The organism is Streptomyces sp. NPDC051133 (genome assembly GCF_040682635.1).
Taxonomy (GTDB): Bacteria; Actinomycetota; Actinomycetes; order Streptomycetales; family Streptomycetaceae; genus Streptomyces.
On record NZ_JBFBBK010000004.1, the window covers coordinates 179,390 to 199,016 of the forward strand.

18 protein-coding genes and 2 tRNA genes are annotated in these 19,627 nt (G+C 71.4%); 8 read left to right on the forward strand and 12 right to left on the reverse strand.

Annotation, left to right across the window (positions count from 1 at the left end; genetic code table 11):
• Window positions 1-83 precede the first annotated feature (83 nt).
• Window positions 84-1,130, forward strand: coding sequence for a glycoside hydrolase family 6 protein (locus AB0N17_RS06950; protein ID WP_366010090.1), 1,047 nt, complete (start codon window positions 84-86; stop codon window positions 1,128-1,130).
• On the opposite strand, the gene AB0N17_RS06955 is transcribed toward AB0N17_RS06950, so the two are convergent.
• The 4 genes from AB0N17_RS06955 to AB0N17_RS06970 all read right to left on the reverse strand — a co-directional run bounded on the left by AB0N17_RS06955 (window position 1,131) and on the right by AB0N17_RS06970 (window position 6,255).
• Window positions 1,131-3,068: a kelch motif-containing protein gene (locus AB0N17_RS06955; protein ID WP_366010091.1), complete on the reverse strand. Its 1,938-nt coding sequence runs from the start codon at window positions 3,066-3,068 to the stop codon at window positions 1,131-1,133.
• Entirely contained in the window at window positions 3,065-5,035 is a 1,971-nt protein-coding gene (locus AB0N17_RS06960; RefSeq protein ID WP_366010092.1) for a glycosyltransferase family 2 protein, read from the reverse strand. Before AB0N17_RS06960 ends, AB0N17_RS06955 begins: the two co-directional genes overlap by 4 nt.
• 317 nt (window positions 5,036-5,352) lie before the next feature.
• Entirely contained in the window at window positions 5,353-6,075 is a 723-nt protein-coding gene (locus tag AB0N17_RS06965) for a FadR/GntR family transcriptional regulator (RefSeq protein WP_366010093.1), read from the reverse strand.
• 106 nt (window positions 6,076-6,181) lie between these two features.
• A tRNA-Lys gene (locus AB0N17_RS06970) sits at window positions 6,182-6,255 on the reverse strand.
• Window positions 6,256-6,444: 189 nt separating this feature from the next.
• On the opposite strand from AB0N17_RS06970, the gene AB0N17_RS06975 reads away from it, so the two are divergent.
• The 6 genes from AB0N17_RS06975 (at window position 6,445) to AB0N17_RS07000 (ending at window position 12,361) form a co-directional block, all read left to right on the forward strand.
• Window positions 6,445-7,587 carry a peptidoglycan-binding protein gene (locus AB0N17_RS06975; protein WP_366010094.1) on the forward strand — a complete coding sequence of 381 codons (1,143 nt, stop codon included), beginning with the start codon at window positions 6,445-6,447 and terminating at the stop codon, window positions 7,585-7,587.
• 84 nt (window positions 7,588-7,671) lie between these two features.
• Window positions 7,672-8,805, forward strand: a complete 1,134-nt coding sequence (locus AB0N17_RS06980) for an SPFH domain-containing protein (protein ID WP_366010096.1) — start codon at window positions 7,672-7,674, stop codon at window positions 8,803-8,805.
• 134 nt (window positions 8,806-8,939) lie between these two features.
• Entirely contained in the window at window positions 8,940-9,545 is a 606-nt protein-coding gene (locus AB0N17_RS06985; RefSeq protein ID WP_366010097.1) for a lytic polysaccharide monooxygenase, read from the forward strand.
• Window positions 9,546-9,638: 93 nt separating this feature from the next.
• On the forward strand, window positions 9,639-10,070 hold the full coding sequence (locus AB0N17_RS06990) for a DUF3592 domain-containing protein (RefSeq protein ID WP_366010098.1): 432 nt from the start codon (window positions 9,639-9,641) through the stop codon (window positions 10,068-10,070).
• A 97-nt stretch (window positions 10,071-10,167) separates the two neighbouring features.
• Entirely contained in the window at window positions 10,168-10,635 is a 468-nt protein-coding gene (locus AB0N17_RS06995) for a DUF3592 domain-containing protein (RefSeq protein WP_366010099.1), read from the forward strand.
• 40 nt (window positions 10,636-10,675) lie between these two features.
• A complete protein-coding gene (locus tag AB0N17_RS07000; RefSeq protein ID WP_366010100.1) occupies window positions 10,676-12,361 on the forward strand; it encodes an AMP-binding protein in 1,686 nt (561 codons plus the stop codon).
• 56 nt (window positions 12,362-12,417) lie between these two features.
• Here the strand turns inward: AB0N17_RS07000 and AB0N17_RS07005 are convergent.
• From AB0N17_RS07005 to ehuB, 6 genes are all read right to left on the reverse strand, one after another.
• Window positions 12,418-12,491, reverse strand: a tRNA-Lys gene (locus AB0N17_RS07005).
• 99 nt (window positions 12,492-12,590) lie between these two features.
• Window positions 12,591-13,349, reverse strand: coding sequence for an IclR family transcriptional regulator C-terminal domain-containing protein (locus AB0N17_RS07010; protein ID WP_366010101.1), 759 nt, complete (start codon window positions 13,347-13,349; stop codon window positions 12,591-12,593).
• Between the two features lie 211 nt (window positions 13,350-13,560).
• Window positions 13,561-14,343: an ectoine/hydroxyectoine ABC transporter ATP-binding protein EhuA gene (gene ehuA, locus AB0N17_RS07015; protein ID WP_366010102.1), complete on the reverse strand. Its 783-nt coding sequence runs from the start codon at window positions 14,341-14,343 to the stop codon at window positions 13,561-13,563.
• The gene (gene ehuD / locus AB0N17_RS07020) at window positions 14,333-14,983 is read right to left on the reverse strand and encodes an ectoine/hydroxyectoine ABC transporter permease subunit EhuD (RefSeq protein ID WP_366010104.1); all 651 of its coding nucleotides are present in this window, start codon (window positions 14,981-14,983) and stop codon (window positions 14,333-14,335) included. Before ehuD ends, ehuA begins: the two co-directional genes overlap by 11 nt.
• Window positions 14,983-15,723, reverse strand: a complete 741-nt coding sequence (gene ehuC, locus AB0N17_RS07025; RefSeq protein WP_366010105.1) for an ectoine/hydroxyectoine ABC transporter permease subunit EhuC — start codon at window positions 15,721-15,723, stop codon at window positions 14,983-14,985. Before ehuC ends, ehuD begins: the two co-directional genes overlap by 1 nt.
• Window positions 15,720-16,637 carry an ectoine/hydroxyectoine ABC transporter substrate-binding protein EhuB gene (gene ehuB / locus AB0N17_RS07030; RefSeq protein WP_366010106.1) on the reverse strand — a complete coding sequence of 306 codons (918 nt, stop codon included), beginning with the start codon at window positions 16,635-16,637 and terminating at the stop codon, window positions 15,720-15,722. Before ehuB ends, ehuC begins: the two co-directional genes overlap by 4 nt.
• A gap of 47 nt (window positions 16,638-16,684) precedes the next feature.
• Between ehuB and AB0N17_RS07035 the strand changes: the two genes are divergently transcribed.
• Window positions 16,685-17,179: a DUF3830 family protein gene (locus tag AB0N17_RS07035; RefSeq protein WP_366010107.1), complete on the forward strand. Its 495-nt coding sequence runs from the start codon at window positions 16,685-16,687 to the stop codon at window positions 17,177-17,179.
• Here the strand turns inward: AB0N17_RS07035 and AB0N17_RS07040 are convergent.
• Both AB0N17_RS07040 and AB0N17_RS07045 read right to left on the reverse strand, forming a co-directional pair.
• Window positions 17,160-18,560, reverse strand: a complete 1,401-nt coding sequence (locus AB0N17_RS07040; protein ID WP_366010108.1) for an amidase — start codon at window positions 18,558-18,560, stop codon at window positions 17,160-17,162. The genes AB0N17_RS07035 and AB0N17_RS07040 overlap by 20 nt on opposite strands.
• A gap of 16 nt (window positions 18,561-18,576) precedes the next feature.
• Window positions 18,577-19,527, reverse strand: coding sequence for a D-2-hydroxyacid dehydrogenase (locus AB0N17_RS07045; RefSeq protein WP_366010109.1), 951 nt, complete (start codon window positions 19,525-19,527; stop codon window positions 18,577-18,579).
• Between the last annotated feature and the right edge of the window lie 100 nt (window positions 19,528-19,627).

The following is a 19,627-nucleotide window of genomic DNA, read 5'->3' on the forward strand; positions in this document are numbered from 1 at the left end:
TACGCGCTGCCACGCGACCTCGTGGCGGACCGGCCGGATATGCCACGATTGGTACCCGGACCACAGTGCCCAGGGGGAATCGCATGTACGACAGCAGGGGGGCCCGGTCGTCCGCGCGTGCGTCGGCGGCGGTGGTGCTGGGGGCGGCACTGCTGCTCGCCGGATGCTCCACCGGCGGGAGCGGCGGGAGCGGCGGGACCGGCGGGGACAGCGACGCGGGCCCTTCGGCACGGATCACCCAACAGCCCAAGTCCGCCGACCCGTTCTGGGTGAACCCGGACGGCACCGCGGCCCGCCAGCTCGCCGCCTACACCAAGGCCGGCCAGAAAGCCGAGGCCGGGCAGATCCGGAAGATCGCCGAGCAGCCGATGGGGGAGTGGATCGGCGGGGAGAACCCGCAGGAGGAGGCGCGCGGCTTCACCGAGGCCGCCGAGAAGTCCGACCGCACGGCCCTGCTCGTCCTCTACAACATCCCGCACCGCGACTGCGGCCAGTACTCCCGGGGCGGCGCGGCCGACGGCGACGCCTACCGGGCCTGGGTCGACGCCGTCGCCCGGGGCATCGGGGACCGCGCCGCCATCGTGATCCTGGAACCGGACGCGGTGCTCCACCTCGCCGACGGCTGCACCCCGGCCCAGTTCCAGGAGGAGCGCTACGACCTGCTCAGGGGCGCGGTCGCCAAGCTCAAGTCCCTGCAGCACACCACGGTCTACCTGGACGCGGGCAACGCCGGCGGGGGCCACGCCGACCAGATGCTCCAGGCCCTGAAACAGGCCGGTGTCGACCAGGCCGACGGCTTCTCCGTCAACGTCTCCAACTTCTACTCCACCGAGGACTCCCTCGCCTACGGCAAGCAGCTCTCGGCCCGGTTGGGCGGCAAACACTTCGTGATCGACACCAGCCGCAACGGAAACGGCCCCTACCGGTCCGGCGACCCGGCCCAGCGCTGGTGCAACCCGCCGGGCCGGGCCCTCGGAGAGACCCCGACGACCAGGACGGCCGACCCCCTGGTGGACGCCTACCTGTGGATCAAGCGCCCGGGGGAGTCGGACGGCACGTGCAAGGGGGGACCGAAGGCGGGGGAATGGTGGGCCGGTTACGCGCTCACCCTGGCCCGTAACAGCGGGTGACTACGGCACCTTCACCCACTGCGCCTTGCTGGGCGTCCCCCGGTCGTCGTCCACGAACAGCATGTACCAGCCCGACTGCACCAGATTCCGGTTCCCGGGGACGGTCACCGTGATCCTGTCCCCGGCCGTCCTGAAGTCCAGCGCGATCGACCGCTGGTCGACGTCCGTCACATGCGTCGAGGCACTCGGCCGGATCAGCCGCACCTTCTTGATCCCGGCGGCGTGCCTCGACGTGAACGTGCCCGAAGCACCCCGCGCGATCGTCTGCGGGCCCCCGCTCAACTCCGGCCGGGAGTCCCGGTACAGATACGGCGGCGTGTAGATCTCGATCCGCTGCTCGAACGTCCCCGGCTTCGTGTTCGCCTTGTCCCCGTACAGCGAGTCGGACCCGAAGAACATCACCCGCCCGTCCGGCAGCAGGATCGACCCGGAGTGGTAGTTCCGGCCCACCAGCGGATCGGCGACGCGGGTGAAGCTGTCGCTGTCGGGGTGGTACAGCCGCGCCTGCAGGATGTCCGAGTCGCCCCGCCCCCGGTAGTCCCGCGAGCCGCCGGACACCAGGACCGTGTCGTCGGGCAGGATCGAGGACTGCGGATACCGGGTGCCCTCGTCCAGCTCGGGCCCGTCCACGAACCTCGGGTCCTTCGCCTTCAGGTCGATCAGCCGGGTCCTCCTGCTCGACAGCGGCGACTCGCCGACGCCCCCGCCCCCGACCACCATGAACCTCTCGTCCTGCGCGGGAGGCAGCAGCACGGTCCCGGAGGTCTCCATCAGGTCCGGGTCGCTCAGCCCGGGCAGCCCGGTGAACTTGTTGGTGGCGACGTCCCAGACACCCGGGTGCCGGCCGACGTCGTCCGGTCCGTACCCCGCGTTCGAACCCGAGTAGAAGATCTTCCCGTTCTGCATCAGGAACAGCGCCGGGTACGTCGGGAACTGCCGGATCTTCCGGGTGTACGTCCACTTCCCGGTCCTCGGGTCGAAGATCTCGTTCTTGCCCGGCACCAGCTGGCCGATGTCGTCGAGCCCGGAGACGCCGAGGACCTTGCCGTCCGACAGGGTGGTGAGCGTCGGGTACCAGCGGGCCTCGTTCATCGGGTCGACCTTGATGTACCGCTCGGCGACCGGGTCGAACTCGTAGGCGTCGCGGATGCCCTGGAAGTCCTTCTTGTCGAGGGCGAGCTTCTGCGCGATGCCGTACGTGTTGCGCGCGTCGGCGCCGGTCAGGCCCTGGATCCGGTAGTTGTCCTGGGTGCCGGTCTCGTACCTGGTGCCGCTGCGCCGGGCCTCGACGTAGATGCGCCCGAGGCCCGGGTCGTTGCGCAGGAACGCGCCGGTCTTCGGGTCGAAGACCTTCTTCGCCCGCGGGACGAGCACCGGGTCCTTGGACACGAACGTCTTGCCGCCCGCCCTGCCGGTGAAGCCGGTGCCGGCGGGCAGCGTGATCGGCTTGTCCGGGTTCTCGTTGTGGACGATCATCAGGCCGCCGGCCCTGGTGACGTCACCCTTGAGCTTCTCGTACCGCTTCGTGCCGCCCGCGATCAGCAGATCGCCGCTCGCGAGCTGGGTGTGGCCGGTGCAGAACAGGTCGCTGGGCGTGGGGATCTTCTTGATCGTGCCCTTGACCGGGTCCCAGATCCGGGTGTCGAACTTCTTCTTGTCGAAGTTGTCCTGGTTGTTGCCCGACCCGGCGACCAGCAGCACCTTGCCGGTGTGCAGGAGCGCCGCGTGGATGGTGTCCTGGCGGTACTCCGGCGGGAACTCGACGATGTCCCAGTGGCCGTTGTCGGCCTTGTACTCGGGTCTGTTGATCTTGTACTGGTGGTACTGCGCGGCGCCGAAGCGGTACACCCACGGCCCGTTCGTCCCGGCCAGCGCGAGGACCACCGCCGTACCGATCGCAAGCCTTCGGGTACGGCGGCGGACGGCCTGGTCCTTCATTCGTCACGTCCCCCAAGTCCGCCGAGGGCGATCTTCATGGTCTGCTCGCTCTCCCCGGCCGGGTCCGCCTGCGCGGAGGCCGCCCAGGTGGGCCGCTGCTGCGGGACGCGGGCCGCCGCGTACCCCGCGGGGACGGCGTCCTGCGGTTCGGGCGCCGGCGCCGGCCGCGGCCTACTCCGCTCCTGCCGGAGCGTGTACCGCCAGGCGAGGATCGGCGACGCGGTGATCAGCAGCGCGAAGGACGCCCAGGTGAGCATCGCGGGGTGGGAGTGCCCGAGCACGAGGCCGGCGGCGAGCGAGCCGGCGAAGACCAGGATGAAGAACCAGTGGATCCGGAAGGTCCCGAACAGCGTGTCGGGGCTGGCCGACTCGCCCTTGGGCGTGACCACGAACCTGCTCTTGCGGCGCAGCACCGCGTCCATCAGCGAGCGGGCGTACACCGGTGCGGACAGGGCCGACATCACCATGCCCGCGACGCCGCCGGAGCCCTCCGGCTCGTGCGGGGAGACGTTGTGCCGGCGGTTCCAGACGTACAGGCCGATCTGGAGCGCCGAGGCGTTGCCGTACAGCATCAGCCACACGGTCGGGTCGATGTTCACACCCGAGGCGCCCAGGCCCAGGAACAGTGCGCAGCTCAGCGCCGCGAGGATCCAGTTGAGGGCGGACATCGGGTAGAAGACGATCATCATCGTGTAGTTGAAGAGCTTGCCGGGCGGCAGCGTGAAGAAGCCCTTCCAGTACTGCTTGAGGATCGTCTCGTACGTCCCCCGGGACCAGCGCAGCTGCTGGGTGAAGAAGTCGGTCCAGGCGTTCGGGCCCTCACCGACGGCGAGCACGTCCGGGGTGTAGACCGACCTCCACTTCCTCCCGGTCGCCGGGTTCTTGGCGCGGTGCATCTCGAAGCCGGTCGCCATGTCCTCGGTGATCGAGTCGTACAGGCCGCCGATCTGCCGAAGCGCCGTGATCCGTACGGCGTTGGAGGTGCCGACGAACATCGGGGCGCCGTAGCGGTTGCCGGCGCGCTGGATCAGGGCGTGGAAGAGGAACTGCTGGGACTCGGCGGCCTTGGTGACGAACGAGTCGTAGTTGCCGTAGACCTGCGGGCCGATGACGAAGCCCACGTCCGGGTCGCGGAAGTAACCCAGCATCCGCTCCAGGTAGTTGGGCAGCGGCACGTGGTCGGTGTCGACGGAGGCGAAGAAGTCGTAGCCGTCGCCGTGCGCCTCCAGCCAGGCGTTGTAGTTGCCGTGCTTGGTCCTGGCGCGGTGCGGGCCCCTGGGCCGGTTCCACCGCGCGACGCCCTTGCGGGAGAAGTGGTGCACGCCGAGCCGGGCGCAGACCTCCTTGACGGCCGGGTCGTCGCCCTCGTCCAGCAGCCACACGTGCAGCAGGCCACGGTGGCGGAGCCCGACCGCCGCCTCCAGGGTCTTCGTGACCATCTCCAGCGGCTCCTTGCCGGGCACGAAGGAGGTCAGGAAGGCGACGCGGGTGCCGGTCTCCGGGACCACCGGGACCGGGTCGCGGGCGACGAGCGTGGCGTGCGCGTTGGACAGCACGTTCAGGCAGCGGAAGAACTCGATCAGGCCGATCGAGACGAGCATGACGGTGTCGAGGGCCGGCAGGAAGCCGTAGGCCGGGTAGTCGCGTTCGGTCCAGTGGCCCGGCTGGAGCAGCCAGAACAGCAGCACGAGCGAGAGCACCGGGGCCGCGCCCAGCATGAGGGCGGCGCGGACGCGGTGCGGTTCCTGCGAGAGCAGGGACCGGTACTGCACCTTGTAGGGCCTGGCCGGGTCGGGCTGGGTGAGCGGGCCCGCGAGCCGGCTGTAGTGCTCGTAGTCGTATCTCGGCAGGCTTCTCCGGATCCGGCGGAACTGGCCCGTCCGGTGGCCGGCCGCTCTCGGCTGTGTGGTCTGTGACGGGTGGTCGTGAGCGTGGCTCCGCCCGGCGCCCCTCGGCGTCGACGTCATGAGTCATTCCCCCAGCACGCAGGTCACCGCGTGTTTCGTCGGTCCTTTCCCGCCCGGCCGGCTCCCCTCGGCCCGCGCGTGCGGAGTCAGCGGCCGGCCGCAGTCACCACGTCGTCCTCACCCGCCGGCGACATAGGACGGCGACCTTCCGGTTGCATGGATGCCCCCCTCGGCACCGATTCATGAGCGGGGCCCCCTCCCCGCCGGTGCGCAACCGGTCTCTTTCCCTCAACTGCCGCCAAACAGCGCCAGCTTGGACATCCAGGGTTCTACGGCGTTCGGCATGATCGCAAGACGCGAAACGCGGTGTTTACCGGTCAAACCCGTTCATTGTGGCGCGCGTGGGGCGCAGGTGGCGGGGGTGCGCCGGTGGTGGAGAGACGGGTGCGGATGTTGCCGAAGTGATCCCTTATGGCCTCCTCCGCCCGCAGGGAATCACCGGAGCGGACCGCGTCGAGGATCTCCCGGTGCTGGCGGCAGGTGACCCGGGGATCCTGCGGCACGTCCACCAGATCCCGCTGCACCCGGTGGAAGGCGTCCCAGAACGCCTCCAGCACCTCGCTCAGCAGCACGTTGTCCAGACCGCGGTAGAGGGTGGCGTGAAAGGCGCGGTCGGTCTCGGCGAGGCCGGCTCCCTGCGCGGCCTGGTCTTCCATGCGGTTCACGAGGGCGTCCAGTTCGACGAGGTCCGCCTCCGGCAGCCGGCCGGCGAGCCGCGACACCAGCCCGGTCTCCACGGCCTCGCGCAGCTCCAGCAGCTGCAGCAGCGAGTCCTCGCCCCGGTAGTGCCCGGCGACGGTGCGGAAGGCCAGCCCTTCGATCATGGGTGCGAACGACATCGAACCGACGTACGTCCCGAACCCGTGCCGGATCTCCACGATCCCCATCGCCTGCAGCGCCTTCAGGGCCTCCCGCACCGAGTTCCGGCTGGCCCCGAGGAGCTCCATCAGCTCGGGCTCGGTCGGCAGCGGGGCACCCGAGGGCAGCCGCCGGTCGACGATCAGCTTCTTGATCCGTTCCTGGAGGTCCCGGGCTGCCATGGCGAGAGGGTATCCGGCAATCGGGGGGATGGCCCGGTTCCGGACAGGGGGGGGCGTCCCGGGCATGCAGAAGGCCCCCCGCTTCCGCGAGGGGCCTTCCGGTCGGTGCGCCGCCAGGGACTCGAACCCCGGACCCGCTGATTAAGAGTCAGCTGCTCTAACCAACTGAGCTAGCGGCGCCTGCTGACAAGGAGAACTCTACCTGACCTGGAGTGGTGGTTCCGACCACCTCCGGGTGAGCGATAGGGCCGCCCGGCGGCGGTCGGGTACATCATTCGGACCGTCAGAGTGCGCGCCGTGGGGACAGTTGGGAAACTGATCAACGTGCACACTCGCGGACAAATCTCCCCCGAATGTGAGGCAGATCGCATGACCGCTCCGATGTTCGAAGACTTCGATCCTGCGAGCGACTGCGACTGTCCCGGCTGCGTCGACCGGCGACGGACGAGCCACCGCCCGCCGTCCGGGGGCCTGTGCGGCCGTCCGGCGGCCCCCGTGGTCGTGGTCATGGCCGCCGCCTCGGCGGCCCTGGGCGCGGTCACCCCGGCCGCCGCCGTCACCCCCGGTCCCGGTGCCGGCGGGGCGCCCACCACCGGCGACAACCCCACCGCCACCCCGAACCCCCAAGCCACACCCCGGCCCTCGGACACCCCCGGGGACGGCCAGCCCGCCACCCCCCAGGGCGCCAGATCCCAGCTGCACGGCGCCGGGGGCCCGCCGGCCGGGCCCGCCACGGTGCCGACCCCCGCCACGACCCGGGCCCAGATCATCAGCAGGGCCAAGGTCTGGGTGGCCGCGAAGGTGCCGTACAGCATGACCTCGTACTGGTCCGACGGGTACCGGCAGGACTGCTCGGGTTATGTCTCCATGGCCTGGGGCCTGCCCACCAACGAGTGGACGGGCAGCCTCGACCAGTTCGGCGTCAAGATCACCAAGGACGATCTGCAGTCCGGCGACATCCTGCTGTACCACAACCCCGACAACCCGGAATCGGGCTCGCACGTGGTGATCTTCGCCGGCTGGACGGACTCCGACCACACCCACTACACGGTCTACGAGCAGACACCCCCGCACGCTCGCAGCCAGACCACCCCCTATCCCTACTGGAGCAACGCCGACAAGTACGTCCCCTACCGCTACAAGGGCCTGACCGACGCCGCGGCGGGCACCAAGCAGCCTGCCGACACCGAACAACCCGCCGACACCACGCGGCCCGTGCCGGGCACGGGCGGTGCGGAGCCCGCCTCGCACGGGGTGCCCGGCTACCCGGGCCGGGGCCACTTCCTTCCGGGCGCGGAGAACGAGTACCTCGTCCAGCTGCGCCGGCAGCTGGCGCGGCAGGGGTTCGGCAGTTTCTACGCCGCCGACCCCGGGTCGCGCTGGAGCGAGGCGGACCGGCGCGCGGTCGAGGCCTTCCAGCGCACCCAGGGCTGGCGCGGCGGCGCGGCGGACGGCTATCCGGGGCCGGAGACCTGGCGCCGGCTGTTCCTCCGGGCCCCTGCCGCGCGCTGACGTCCCCCGCCCGGTCGGGCATGCCGCGGCACGTCCCCTTCCCCCCTGTTCATGACGCATCTGGCGCGGAGGCTGGAGGCACGCATGAGTACGAGCACGTCACACACGCCGCCCGAATCCGAGGGGCAGCCGGAGGACGCCGCGGGCCCGGCCGCCCGTCCGGCCCGGCTGATCCACAACGAGGCGACCACCGAGATCCCCGTCCACATGCTCTTCCGGGACGATCCCGACCCGGTGCAGGTGCCGCTCAGGCCCGCCGTGGTGGCCCGCCGGCAGGGCACCGGCGAGCAGCCGCGCCTCACCCGCCCCGCCCCGGTGCGCAGGCGTCCGCTGCCGGAGGTCGACGCGGGGCTGGCCGAGCGGCCGGCCCGGGTGCTGCCCGGGGCGGCCGGGGTGCTCGCCGGGGTGTGCGGCGTCGCCGGGTGCGTGGCGACCTCGTGGTGGGCGGGGGTGCTCCCACGTCTCGCGGCGCACGCGCTGCACCTTCCGGCGTACACGGGTGCGGGCCTCGGTCCCGCGCAGTGGGCGTCGTACGCCGGGGCCGGGGCGCTCACCGCGTTCGGCTTCGGCGGGCTGGCCCGGGGCAGGACCGGGCGGGCCTGGGTGCTGGGCCTGTTCGGCGGGTACCGGGGCACGGTCCGGCGCACCGGGCTGGTCTGGGTGAACCCGCTGCTGCCGCGTCGCCGGGTCGACGTGCGGCTGCGGCACTGGCGCAGCGAGTCGATGCCGGCCGCGGATCCGGACGGGATGGCCCTGCGGGTGGTCCTGCTGGTGGTGTGGCGGGTGCGGGACACGGCGCGGGCCGTGCTCGGTGTCGAGGACCACGAGACGTATCTGCGCGAGTGCGTGGAGGCGGCGCTGGCCCGGGTGCCGGTGGAGCCGGCGGGCGGCACCCGGGGCGGGGTGACGGCGGCCGGGGACGCGCTGACCCGGCTGGTGGCGGAGGAGACCGCGCCGGTGGGCATGGAGGTGTTCTCGGTGCAGCCGCTGCGGGTGGAGTACGCACCCGAGGTCGCCGCCGCCGTGCACCGGCGCCGGATCGCCGCGCTGGACGCCCGGCAGCGGGCCAGCATGCTCACCTCGGTGGTGGACTCGGTGGAGGACACGGTGACCCGGCTGACCATAAGGGGCCTGGTGGAACTCGACGACTACGAGCGCAAGGTGCTGGTGCGGGACCTGACGGTCGCCTTCTGCTCGGGACGCGGGGAGCCGGTGTAGCCGGTGCACGACGGACGTGTCGCTTGTATGGACACAGTCAAGAGGCGGCAATAATCTGGGACTTGGTCTAGACCTAGTGCACCACCCTTCCTGCACGGCTCACTGAACTCCCCACGTTCTCCAGGAGCGGCAGCATGCGCATCAAGACCACGATGTCCGCGGCCGTGCTGGCCGTGGCGACCGCCGGAGCCTTCGCGCTCTCCACCGGCGGCGCCAGCGGGCACGGCTACACCGACCTCCCCATCAGCAGGCAGAAGCTCTGCGCCAACGGCACCGTGACGGGCTGCGGCGAGATCCAGTACGAGCCGCAGAGCGTCGAGGGCCCCAAGGGCTTCCCGGCCGCGGGTCCCGCCGACGGCCAGATCTGCAACGGCGGCCTGAGCCGGTTCGCCCCGCTCAGCTCGCCGGCCACCCCGTCCGGCGGCGCCTGGCCCACCACCAAGGTGACGGGCGGCCAGACGTACACCTTCCGCTGGCAGTTCACCGCCATGCACGCCACGACGGACTTCAAGTACTACGTCACCAAGCCGGGCTGGAACCAGAACCATCCCCTGTCCCGCTCGGACCTCAACCTCACCCCGTTCCTGACGGTGCCCTACAACGGTCAGCGGCCGCCGCAGACCCTCAGTCACAGCGGCACGCTGCCGAGCGGCCTGAGCGGGCATCACGTCATCGTCGCGGTGTGGACGATCGCGGACACGGGCAACGCGTTCTACGCCTGCTCCGACGTCACCTTCTGACCCCCGCTCGGGTAAGGTCCGCGTGCGCCGGTACCGGGTGTTCCGGTCCCGGCGCACGTGAGTCCGGCAACCGATGCACAGGGGTACGCGCGCGTGGACGCCATCTTCCACATAACCATGGCCTGTCTGATCGGCTTCTTCGTCTGGGCCGCGGTGGCGCTGGTGCGCCGGACGCGGCAACGGCGCGCCGCCTGGGAGAGCGGACTGACCGCGCAGGCGCGGGTGGTGCGGGCCTGGGCCACCACCCAGGTGGTCAACAACGTGGCCCGCCGGGTGCAGTGGCACGAGTACGACTTCACCACCCGCGACGGCCGTTTCGTCCGTTTCAAGGAGAACGGCGGTCCCCGCGACCGCTCGGTGGGCGACCACATCGTCGTCCACTACGCCCCGCACGAGCCCGACCGGGCCACCGCCTCCGCTCCGCAGCCCGGCAAGGACACGGCGGCCGCCGTCTTCGGGGTGCTGGTGCTCGCCTTCTGCACCGTCTACACCGTGTACCAGTGGATCGAACTGTCCCAGTACTGATACTGAGCTTCCCTTGAGCCGAACCGCCCCTACCGGCGGGTACGTTCCTCGCACGCCGACCGAGCGGGGGCGGCGTACCGGACCTTGGGGGGAAACCATGCTCGAGCTGCTCTTCTACACCGTGCCCATCCTCATGATCGGCGGCCTCGGCTTCGCCGCGTTCCTGCTGGTCCGCCGCGCCCGGCGCATCGGCAGGACGTGGTCGCAGGGGCTGACGGCCGAGGGCCGCTGTCTGCGGATGTTCACGACGACCAGCGGGGGCGGCGGGGACGCCTCGGTGCGTACGAGCGTGCACCACGTCTACGAGTTCACCACGCAGGACGGCCGCACGGTCCGCTTCGAGGAGGAAGGCGGCCCGGCGACCGTCCTGGAGGGCGACTTCGTGACCGTGCGGTACCTGCCGGAGCAGCCCCAGCGGGCCACCGCGCTCCCGCCCTCCCACGGCAGGCTCGCCGTCGGAACCGGCTGCGGACTGGTCTTCCTCGGGGTGGCCATCGCCTTCTGCATCGGCTTCATCGTCGTGGCGCACATGGTGTTCACGGAGACGGACAGCCTGATGCCGTGACCCTCCCTTTCTGACGCTACGTCAATTACCGTGCGTGTCCATGGAGTCCACGGTGCGCACGGTCGCCGAGCTGGTCGCGGCACGGTGGGGGGACCACCGGCCGGGCCTGTGGTGCGGGGAGCTGGTCCTGACGCAGCACGAGGTCGCCGCGGGCGCCGCCGCCCGGGCGGCCCTGCTGGCCGACCTGCTGCCGTCCGGGGCCGCGCCGCATGTCGGGGTGCTCCTCGACAACACCGTGGAGTTCCCGCTCTGGCTCGCCGCGGCCGCCCTCGCCGGAGCCGCCGTCGCCGGGATCAACCCCACCCGCCGGGGCCCCGAACTGGCCCGGGACATCCTGCACACCGAGTGCCCGCTGCTGGTCACCGAGCGGGCCCACCTGCCCCTGCTGGCGGGTCTGGAGCTGCCGGGGGTGCGGATCCTCGTGACGGACGGGGACGGGTGCGGCGAGGGATGCGGCGAGGGAAGTGGCGCGGAGTACGGCGCGGAGTACGGCGCCCTCCTCGCCCCCTACGCCGACGCCGTGCCCGACCCGTCCCGGGCCACCCCCGCGGACCGGCTGCTGCTGTACTTCACCTCCGGCTCGACCGGCGCCCCCAAGGCCGCGATCTGCACCCAGGGGCGGCTGGCGGCAGCCGGCCAGGCGCTGGTCCGGCAGTTCGGGGTCCGCGCCGACGACGTGCACTACCTCTGCATGCCGATGTTCCACGGCAACGCGGTGATCGCCGACTGGGCGCCCGCGCTGGCGGCCGGGGCCGGGGTGGCGCTGCGCCGGCGGTTCTCGGCGTCCGGGTTCCTGGACGACGTACGCCGCTACCGGGCGACCTACTTCACCTACGTCGGCCGGGCGATCCAGTACGTCCTGGCCACCGAGCCCCGCCCCGACGACCGGGACAACCCCCTGCGGCTCGGCTTCGGCACCGAGGCGGGCGCGGTGGACGCCGCGGCCTTCGAGCAGCGTTTCGGGGTGCGGCTGGTGGAGGGGTACGGGTCCTCCGAGGGCGGCGCGGCGATCCAGTGGGCGCCGGGCACGCCCCGGGGCGCGGTGGGGCCGGCCGCACCCGGGCTGGTGGTGCTGGATCCGGCCACGGGGCGGGAGTGCCCGCCGGCCGTGTTCGACTCCGCCGGGCGCCTGCTCAACGGGGAGCGGGCGATCGGCGAGCTGGTGAACCGGGCACCCAGCCCCTTCGAGGGCTACTGGCGCAATCCGGCGGCGGAGGCCGAGCGGCGCAGGGGAGGGGCGTACTGGACCGGGGATCTGTTCTACCGGGACGGCGAGGGATACCTGTACTTCGCCGGGCGGACCGACGACCGCATCCGCGTCGACGGGGAGAACCTGGCCGCCGCGATGATCGAGAACATCGTCGCCCGGTACCGGGGCGCGGTGGCCGTCGCCGTGTACGGGGTGCCGGATCCGGTCACCGGGGACCAGGTGATGGCCACGATCGCCGGCACCTTCGACCCGGAGGACTTCGCGGAGTTCCTGGCCGCCCAGCCCGACCTGGGCACGAAGATGGCGCCCCGGTTCGTGCGGGTGGTGGAGCGGATGCCGGTGACGGCGACGAACAAGATCCACCGGGCGCTGCTGCGGCGGGAGGGGTACGCGTGCGCCGATCCGGTGTGGTGGCGGGGGCCGGGGGAGAGTGCGTACCGGGTACTCACCGGTGGGGATGCCGAGGGGGGTGTGGGTGGCGGAGCCCCCACTCAGCGCGGCGAAGCCGCGCAATAACAGAGATGGCGACCCAGGTCCGCGCGTTGTGCGGACCTGGGTCGCCATCGTCATCGTGCGCCGCCAGGGACTCGAACCCCGGACCCGCTGATTAAGAGTCAGCTGCTCTAACCAACTGAGCTAGCGGCGCATGACTCTCGCCTGCCTCGGATTTCGTCTTCCGCGGCTGGCGACGAAGAAAATACTACCTGGTCCCGAGGGGTGCTCGTGACCACGCACAGGTGATCGCCTACAGGGTGAGAGACAGCAGCACCGGTGCCGCGTTGCGGTTGAGGGCCTCCGCCGCCTGCTTGAGCCGGTGCGCGTGCTCCACCGGGAGGGACAGCGCCAGGCAGCCCACCGACGAGCCCGCCGTGATCGGGACGGCCGCGCAGACCGTGCCGACCGCGTACTCCTGGAGGTCCAGGACCGGCACGGTCGGCGGCTGGGACTCCAGGCGGGACAGCAGCAGCTTGTCGCTGGTGATGGTGCGCGAGGTGAGGCGGGCCATCTTGTGCCGCGAGAGGTGGTCGCGGCGGCCGTTGGGGTCCAGCTGGGTCAGCAGGCTCTTGCCGACCGCCGTCGCGTGGGCGGAGTAGCGGAAGTCGACCCACTCGTTGACCGCCGGGGTGGCCGGTCCGGCCGCGTACTGGGTGACCTTGACCTCGCCGTCGACGTAGCGGCTGATGTAGACCGCCGCGCCGACCGAGTCGCGCAGCCGGTCCAGGGTGTGCTGGAGCTTGTCGCGCAGGGCCCGCTCGCGGTCGTGCGCCGAGGTCAGGCGGCGCAGGGTGTCGCCGGTGACGTACGCCCCGTCGGTGATCTGCTCGACGTAGCCCTCGCGGCGCAGCATGCGCAGCAGGGCGGTGAGCCGCTCGCTGCCGAGGCCGGTGTGCCGGGCCAGCTCGGTGTCGGTGACGCCGGCGGAGTGACGGGCCACGGTCTCCAGTACGCGCAGCGCGTCCTGGGCGGAGTGGTACGGGGCGGTCGGCTCGTGCATCAGCGCCACGGTGGTCCCCCTGCGCTCGCCTGTCTGTGGCCGAATGTCCGGTCGGCGGATCGCTACCACGATAACGGGCAAACCCCGATCAGGGAGAGGGGGTTGGCGAGATTGAATCGCCCGCCGTGCCCCTCCCAACTGCGGCTAGTCCCCTTGGCATATGCCAGAGGTATGCCCCAGCAGCCGGACCTCCGCTGTTCCCTCCCGTCACGCTACGGAGTCACAGCACTGCGCTGAGAAATTCCCGGGTGCGGTCCTGCTCGGGGTCGCTGAAGATCTGCTCCGGCGGGCCCGCCTCGATGACCCGGCCCGAGTCGAACATCAGGACCTGGTCGGAGATGTCCCGGGCGAAGCCCATCTCGTGGGTCACACAGAGCATCGTGATGTCGGTGCTGCGGGCGATGTCCCTGAGCAGGTCGAGGACGCCCGCGACCAGCTCCGGGTCGAGGGCGGAGGTCACCTCGTCCAGCAGCAGCACCCGCGGCCGCATCGCCAGCGCCCGGGCGATCGCCACCCGCTGCTGCTGCCCGCCGGAGAGCCGGGTCGGCCTGGCGTCGCACTTGTCGGCCAGCCCCACCAGCTCCAGCAGCTCCCGGGCCCGCGCCTCGGCCTCGTCCTTGGACATCCCGAGGACCTGGACCGGTGCCTCGGTGATGTTCCGCAGCACGCTCATGTTCGGGAACAGGTTGAACTGCTGGAACACCATCCCGATCTTCTTGCGGACCTCCCGGATCTGCTTCTCCGGGGCGGGGAACAGCCGCTCCCCGTCGACGGTGATCGTGCCCTCGTCCGGTTGGGTGAGGGTCATCAGCAGTCTGAGGATCGTCGTCTTGCCCGAGCCGGACGGCCCGATCAGGGTGACGTGCTTACCGGGCTCGACGGAGAAGTTCAGCCGGTCGAGCACGGTGTTCGAGCCGAAGCGCTTGGTGACGTTCTCCAGGCGGATCAGCTCGGTCGACGGGGCGTCGGTGACGGACGACTTCGTACGGGTCTCAACGGACAAGGCGTCGCTCCAGGGCTCGCAGGAGAAGGGAGGCCAGGTAGGAGATGAGGATGAAGGCCACTCCGATCACGGTGATCGGCTCGGTGAACTGGAAGTGCTGCTGGGAGAAGAGACGGGCCCGCTGGAGCATCTCCGGCACGGTGATCACCATCAGCACCGGTGTGTCCTTGAGCATGGAGATCACGTAGTTGCCGAGGGCGGGCACCACCCGGCGGATCGCCTGGGGCAGGATCACCGCGGTCCAGGTCCGCCGCCGCGGCAGGTTCAGCGCGGTCGCCGCCTCCCACTGGCCGGCCGGCACCGCCTCGATACCGGCCCGGTAGACCTGCATGGTGTACGTCGAGTAGTGCAGGCCGACCGCGAAGACGCCGGTGGCCAGCGCCGAGAACGTCAGGCCCCACTCGGGCAGCACGTAGAAGAGGAAGAACAGCTGCACCAGCAGCGGGGTGTTGCGCACGAACTCCGTGACCACCCCGACCGGCCAGCGCACCCAGCGCAGCGGCGTCCGCATCAGCAGCGCCCACACCAGCCCGAGGCTGAACGACACCAGCGAACCCAGCGCCAGGGCCTGCAGGGTGACCAGCAGCCCGTGCCAGAAGGCCGGCATGAACGCGCTGACGGCGCTCCAGTCCCACTTCATCAGGCACCTCCGCCCATGCCCGCGCCGCCCGCGGCGCCCACGCCGGTCGTCTGCGCGCGCTTGAGCTCACGCGCCGCCGACTCCGTCCCCGGATCCTTGCCGACCCCGGCCTTCAGCCGCTTCTCCAGCCCGCGCATCAGCCGGGTCAGGACGAAGGCGATCACGAAGTAGATCACCAGGATGTACGTGTAGATCTCCGCGCTCTGCTGCAGCGCCAGCCGCACCAGGTTCGCGCTGAACGTCAGATCGCCCATGCCCATGACCGACACCAGCGCGGTGCCCTTGAGCAGCTCGACCAGCAGGTTGCAGAAGGACGGGATCATCTCCGGCACCGCCTGCGGCAGCACGATCAGCCGCATCCGCTGGGCCGGGGTGAAGCTCAGCGCGATGCCGCCCTCCCGCTGGGCCGGGTCGACCGCCTGCAGCGCGCCGCGCACGATCTCCGAGCCGTACGCGCCGTACGTCAGCCCGAGCGCCAGCGTGCCCGCCCACAGGGGCACCAGCTGCCAGCCGAAGGCGATCGGCAGCACGAAGAACACCCAGAAGATCATCACCAGCGCCGAGGTGCCGCGGAACACCTCGGTGTAGAAGCCCGCGACGAACCGCACGATCCACAGCCGGTGGGTGCGCGCGATGCCGACGACGAACGACACCGCCACGGCCAGCAGCGCGCTGAACACCAGCAGCTGGACGGTGGTCCAGACGCCTTTCAGTACCAGTTCCCAAAGCCCCGAGGTCATCCGCCGCACAGCTCCTTCGCGGTGAGATCGGTCATCTCGGCCTCGGTGAAGCCGAACGGCCTGAGGATCCGGAACAGTTCGCCGCTCTTCTTCAGCTTGCGCAGCTCCACGTTGAAGGCGTCCCGCAGCCTCGTCTCGGTGGGGCGGAACGCGAACGCGCCGCCGTCGACGTGGGGTTTGCCCTTGACCAGCGGCGCGAACGGCTTGGTGGCCTCCGCCTTGGCCGACTTCTTGACCACCTCGCGGGTGGTGAGCGCCGTACCCGCGAACACGTCGACGCGCCCGGCCTCGACCGCGTTCAGCCCCGCGACCTGGTCCGGGACGATGAGGATGTCGCCCTCCTTGTACCCGGCCTCGACCGCGTACTGGATCTCGGCGTACCCGGTGCCGGTGGCGAACTTCGCCTTCTTCTCGACGACGTCCCGGTAGGAGTGCAGCCCCTTCGGGTTCCCCTTGCGGACGATGAACGAATCCAGCATCTGGTAGTCCGGGTCGGCGAAGATCACCTGCCCGCAGCGGTCCGGGTTGACGTACATCCCGGCGGCCACGACGTCGAACTGCTGGGAGTTCAGGCCCGGGATCAGCGAACCGAACTCGGTCGGCACCGGCTGGACCCGGTCCACGCCGAGCCGCTTGAAGATCGCCTTGGCCAGCTCGGGCGCCTCACCGGTGAGCTGCCCGTCCTTGTCGATGTAGCCGAAAGGGATCTCACCGGCGATGCCGAGCCGCACGACACCCTGGGCGCGGAGCCGGTCGAGCAGGTCGCCGCCCTTCTTGCCCGACGCCGCGGCCACCCGCGTGCAGCCCGCCGCGCCCAGCGCACCGAGGGCGGCGACGCCCGCGAGCACCGAGCGCCGGGTGTGTCTGTGTTCCGCCCGTATCGTGTGTACGTCGTTCCCAAGTGGTGGAGCCATGGCGGCGCGGCTACCCAAGTGCACCCGCCGTATGCACCCTGGATTTCATGGCCGATCGATTCGTCACCGTCTCGCTCGACAAGCGGGACGTGCACTGCACGGCACGACTCCTGGACGACCGTGCGCCGCTGACCTGCGCGGCAGTGTGGGAGGCGCTGCCCCTCGGAGGCGACGTCTACCACGCCAAATACGCGCGCAACGAGATCTACGCCCTCTTCCCGCCGTTCGCCTCCACGGAACCCCCACTGGAGAACCCGACCGTCACCCCGATTCCCGGCGACCTCTGTTACTTCTCCTTCGCCGGCACCGAACTGGGCACGCAGGCCTACGGCTACGACCGCGAGGTCCGCCCGGGCGCCACCGTCGTCGACCTGGCCCTGTTCTACGAGCGCAACAACCTGCTGCTCAACGGGGACGTCGGCTGGGTCCCCGGCATCGTCTGGGGCCAGGTGACCGACGGCCTCGACCGGATGGCCGAGGCCTGCAACGACCTGTGGCGGGGCGGGGCGGCGGGCGAGACGCTCAGCTTCCGGCGGGCGTGAGCACCCGTGCCACCCCGGCCTCGTACAACGCGTGCGCCGCCCGCAGCACCAGATCGTCGCGGTGCCGGGCGGCGACGAGCTGCATCCCCACGGGCAGCCCGTCCCCGTCGGTCCCGACCGGGACCGTGGCCGCCGGCTGCTGGGTGAGGTTGAAGGGGTACGTGAACGGCGTCCACCCCGTCCAGCGCCGGTGCGCCGCACCGCTCGGCACCTCCTGCCCCGCCTCGAACGCCGTCACCGGCAGCGTGGGCGTCACCAGCAGGTCGTACCGCTCGTGGAAGCGCCCCATGCGCCGCCCCAGGTCCATGCGGACGTCCACCGCGGCCAGATACTCCAGCGCGCTCATCCGGGCGCCCTGCGCGCAGATCTCCCGCAGTCCGGGGTCCAGCAGCTGACGCCGACGCAGCGAGAACCGCTCGGTGAGCCGGGCCGCCCCGCTGAACCACAGCGCGTGGAAGGCCTCCACCGGATCGCTGAAGTCGGGGTCGGTCTCCTCGACGAACGCCCCGAGGTCCGCGAGCCGCGCCACCGCCCGCCGCACGGCCGACGCCACCGCCGGCTGGACGGCCACCTGCCCGCCCAGGGACGGCGAGTACGCCACCCGTAGCCCGCGCACACCGCCCCCCAGCGCCTCCGTGAAGGAGCCGGGGGCGGGCGGCAGCCCCGACCAGTCGCGCGGGTCGGCGCCGGAGATCACGTCCAGCAGCAGGGCCGCGTCCGCCGCGTCCCGGGTCATCGGGCCCGTGTGCGACAGCGTGCCGAACGCGCTCGCCGGGTACAGCGGCACCCTGCCGTACGTCGGCTTCAGCCCGAAGATCCCGCAGAACGCGGCCGGGATGCGGATGCTGCCCCCGCCGTCCGTGCCCAGTGACAGCGGACCCGCCCCGACCGCCACCGCCGCCGCGCTGCCCCCGCTGGAGCCGCCGGCGGTGCGCGAGGGGTCGTGCGGATTGCGGGTGACGCCGGTCAGCGGGGAGTCCGTCACGCCCTTCCAGCCGAACTCGGGGGTGGTGGTCTTGCCGAGGAACACCGCGCCGTGCTCGCGCAGCCGGGCCACCGAGGGTGCGTCCTCGTCCCAACTCGCCTGCTCCGAGATGGTTTTCGAGCCGCGCAGGGTGGGGTGGCCGCGCAGCAGCAGAAGGTCCTTGACCGTCACCGGCACCCCGTCGAGCAGCCCGGCCGGTTCGCCGCGCCGCCAGCGCTCCTCCGACTCCCGCGCCCGCGCCAGCGCGTCCTCCTCGGTCAGCCGCGCGAACGCGTTCACCTCCGGCCGGCTCCACCGCGCCCGCGAGAGGGCCTGTTCGGCCGCGTCCACGGGAGAGAACTCGCCCTTGCGGTAGCCGTCGAGGAGCCGGCCGGCGGTGAGGTCGGTGAGCTGCATGCACCCTCCCAGGGGGTCAGTGACCGGGCACGTAACCGCGCTTCTTGTCGACCACGTTCAGCAGTGATCGGCCCGCCGCCCACCGCTGGTACAACTCCACGAACTGCGTGCCCAGTTCGTCCCGCCAGCCGATGGTGTCCCCGCTCATGTGCGGCGAGACGATCAGCCCGGGCAGGTCCCACAGCGGGCTGTCCGCGGGCAGCGGCTCGGTGGTGAACACGTCCAGGGCGGCGCCCGTGATCCAGCGCCGGGTCAGGGCCTGCGCGAGGGCGTCCTCGTCGACCAGCCGGCCCCGGCCGACGTTCACGAAGAACGCCGAGGGCTGCATCACGCCGAACCGGCGGGCGTCGAACATGCCGTACGTCTGCTCGGTCAGCGGCGCCGCTGCGATCACCCAGTCCGCCCGGGAGATCAGCCGGTCCAGGTCGTCCGGGCCGTGGATACCGGTCCGCGGCACCCGCCCCACCAGCGCCGTCGTCACGCCCAGGGCCTTCAGGGTGCGCACGATCGCCCGTCCGATCGGGCCCGAGCCGACCACGCACGCGCGCGTGCCCGCCACCCGCCGGGCCTCCCGGTGCCGCCAGTTCCGCTCCCGCTGGTGCTCCAGCGTGCGCGGCAGATCCTTGGCGACCGCCAGCACCAGGGCCGCCACGTATTCGGCGATCGGCTCGTCGAAGATCCCGCGCGCGTTGGTCACCACCGTCTCGGACGCGGCCAGTTCCGGGCACATCAGATGGTCCACGCCCGCGCTCGCCGTGTGCACCCAGGCCGGCCGGGGACCGTCCCCCGGCCAGGCGTCGCGCACCGCGTGCGAGGCGAAGTCCCACACCAGCAGCACGTCCGCCGTGGGCAGCCGCTCGGCCAGGTGCGCGGCGTCCGTGTGCACGATCCGGGCGCGGCCGGTGAGCCGGCCGAGCCGGGGCGGCGGGTCGGCGTCGAGGACGAGAAGGGTGGGGAGGGTCGTCATACGGGGCGGCTCCGGGCGTCTGACATGCACGGATTATGCGCGGATTGACCACGCTCGCACCCGAACCTACCTTCGTCAACACGGGCGTACTCGCGATCCG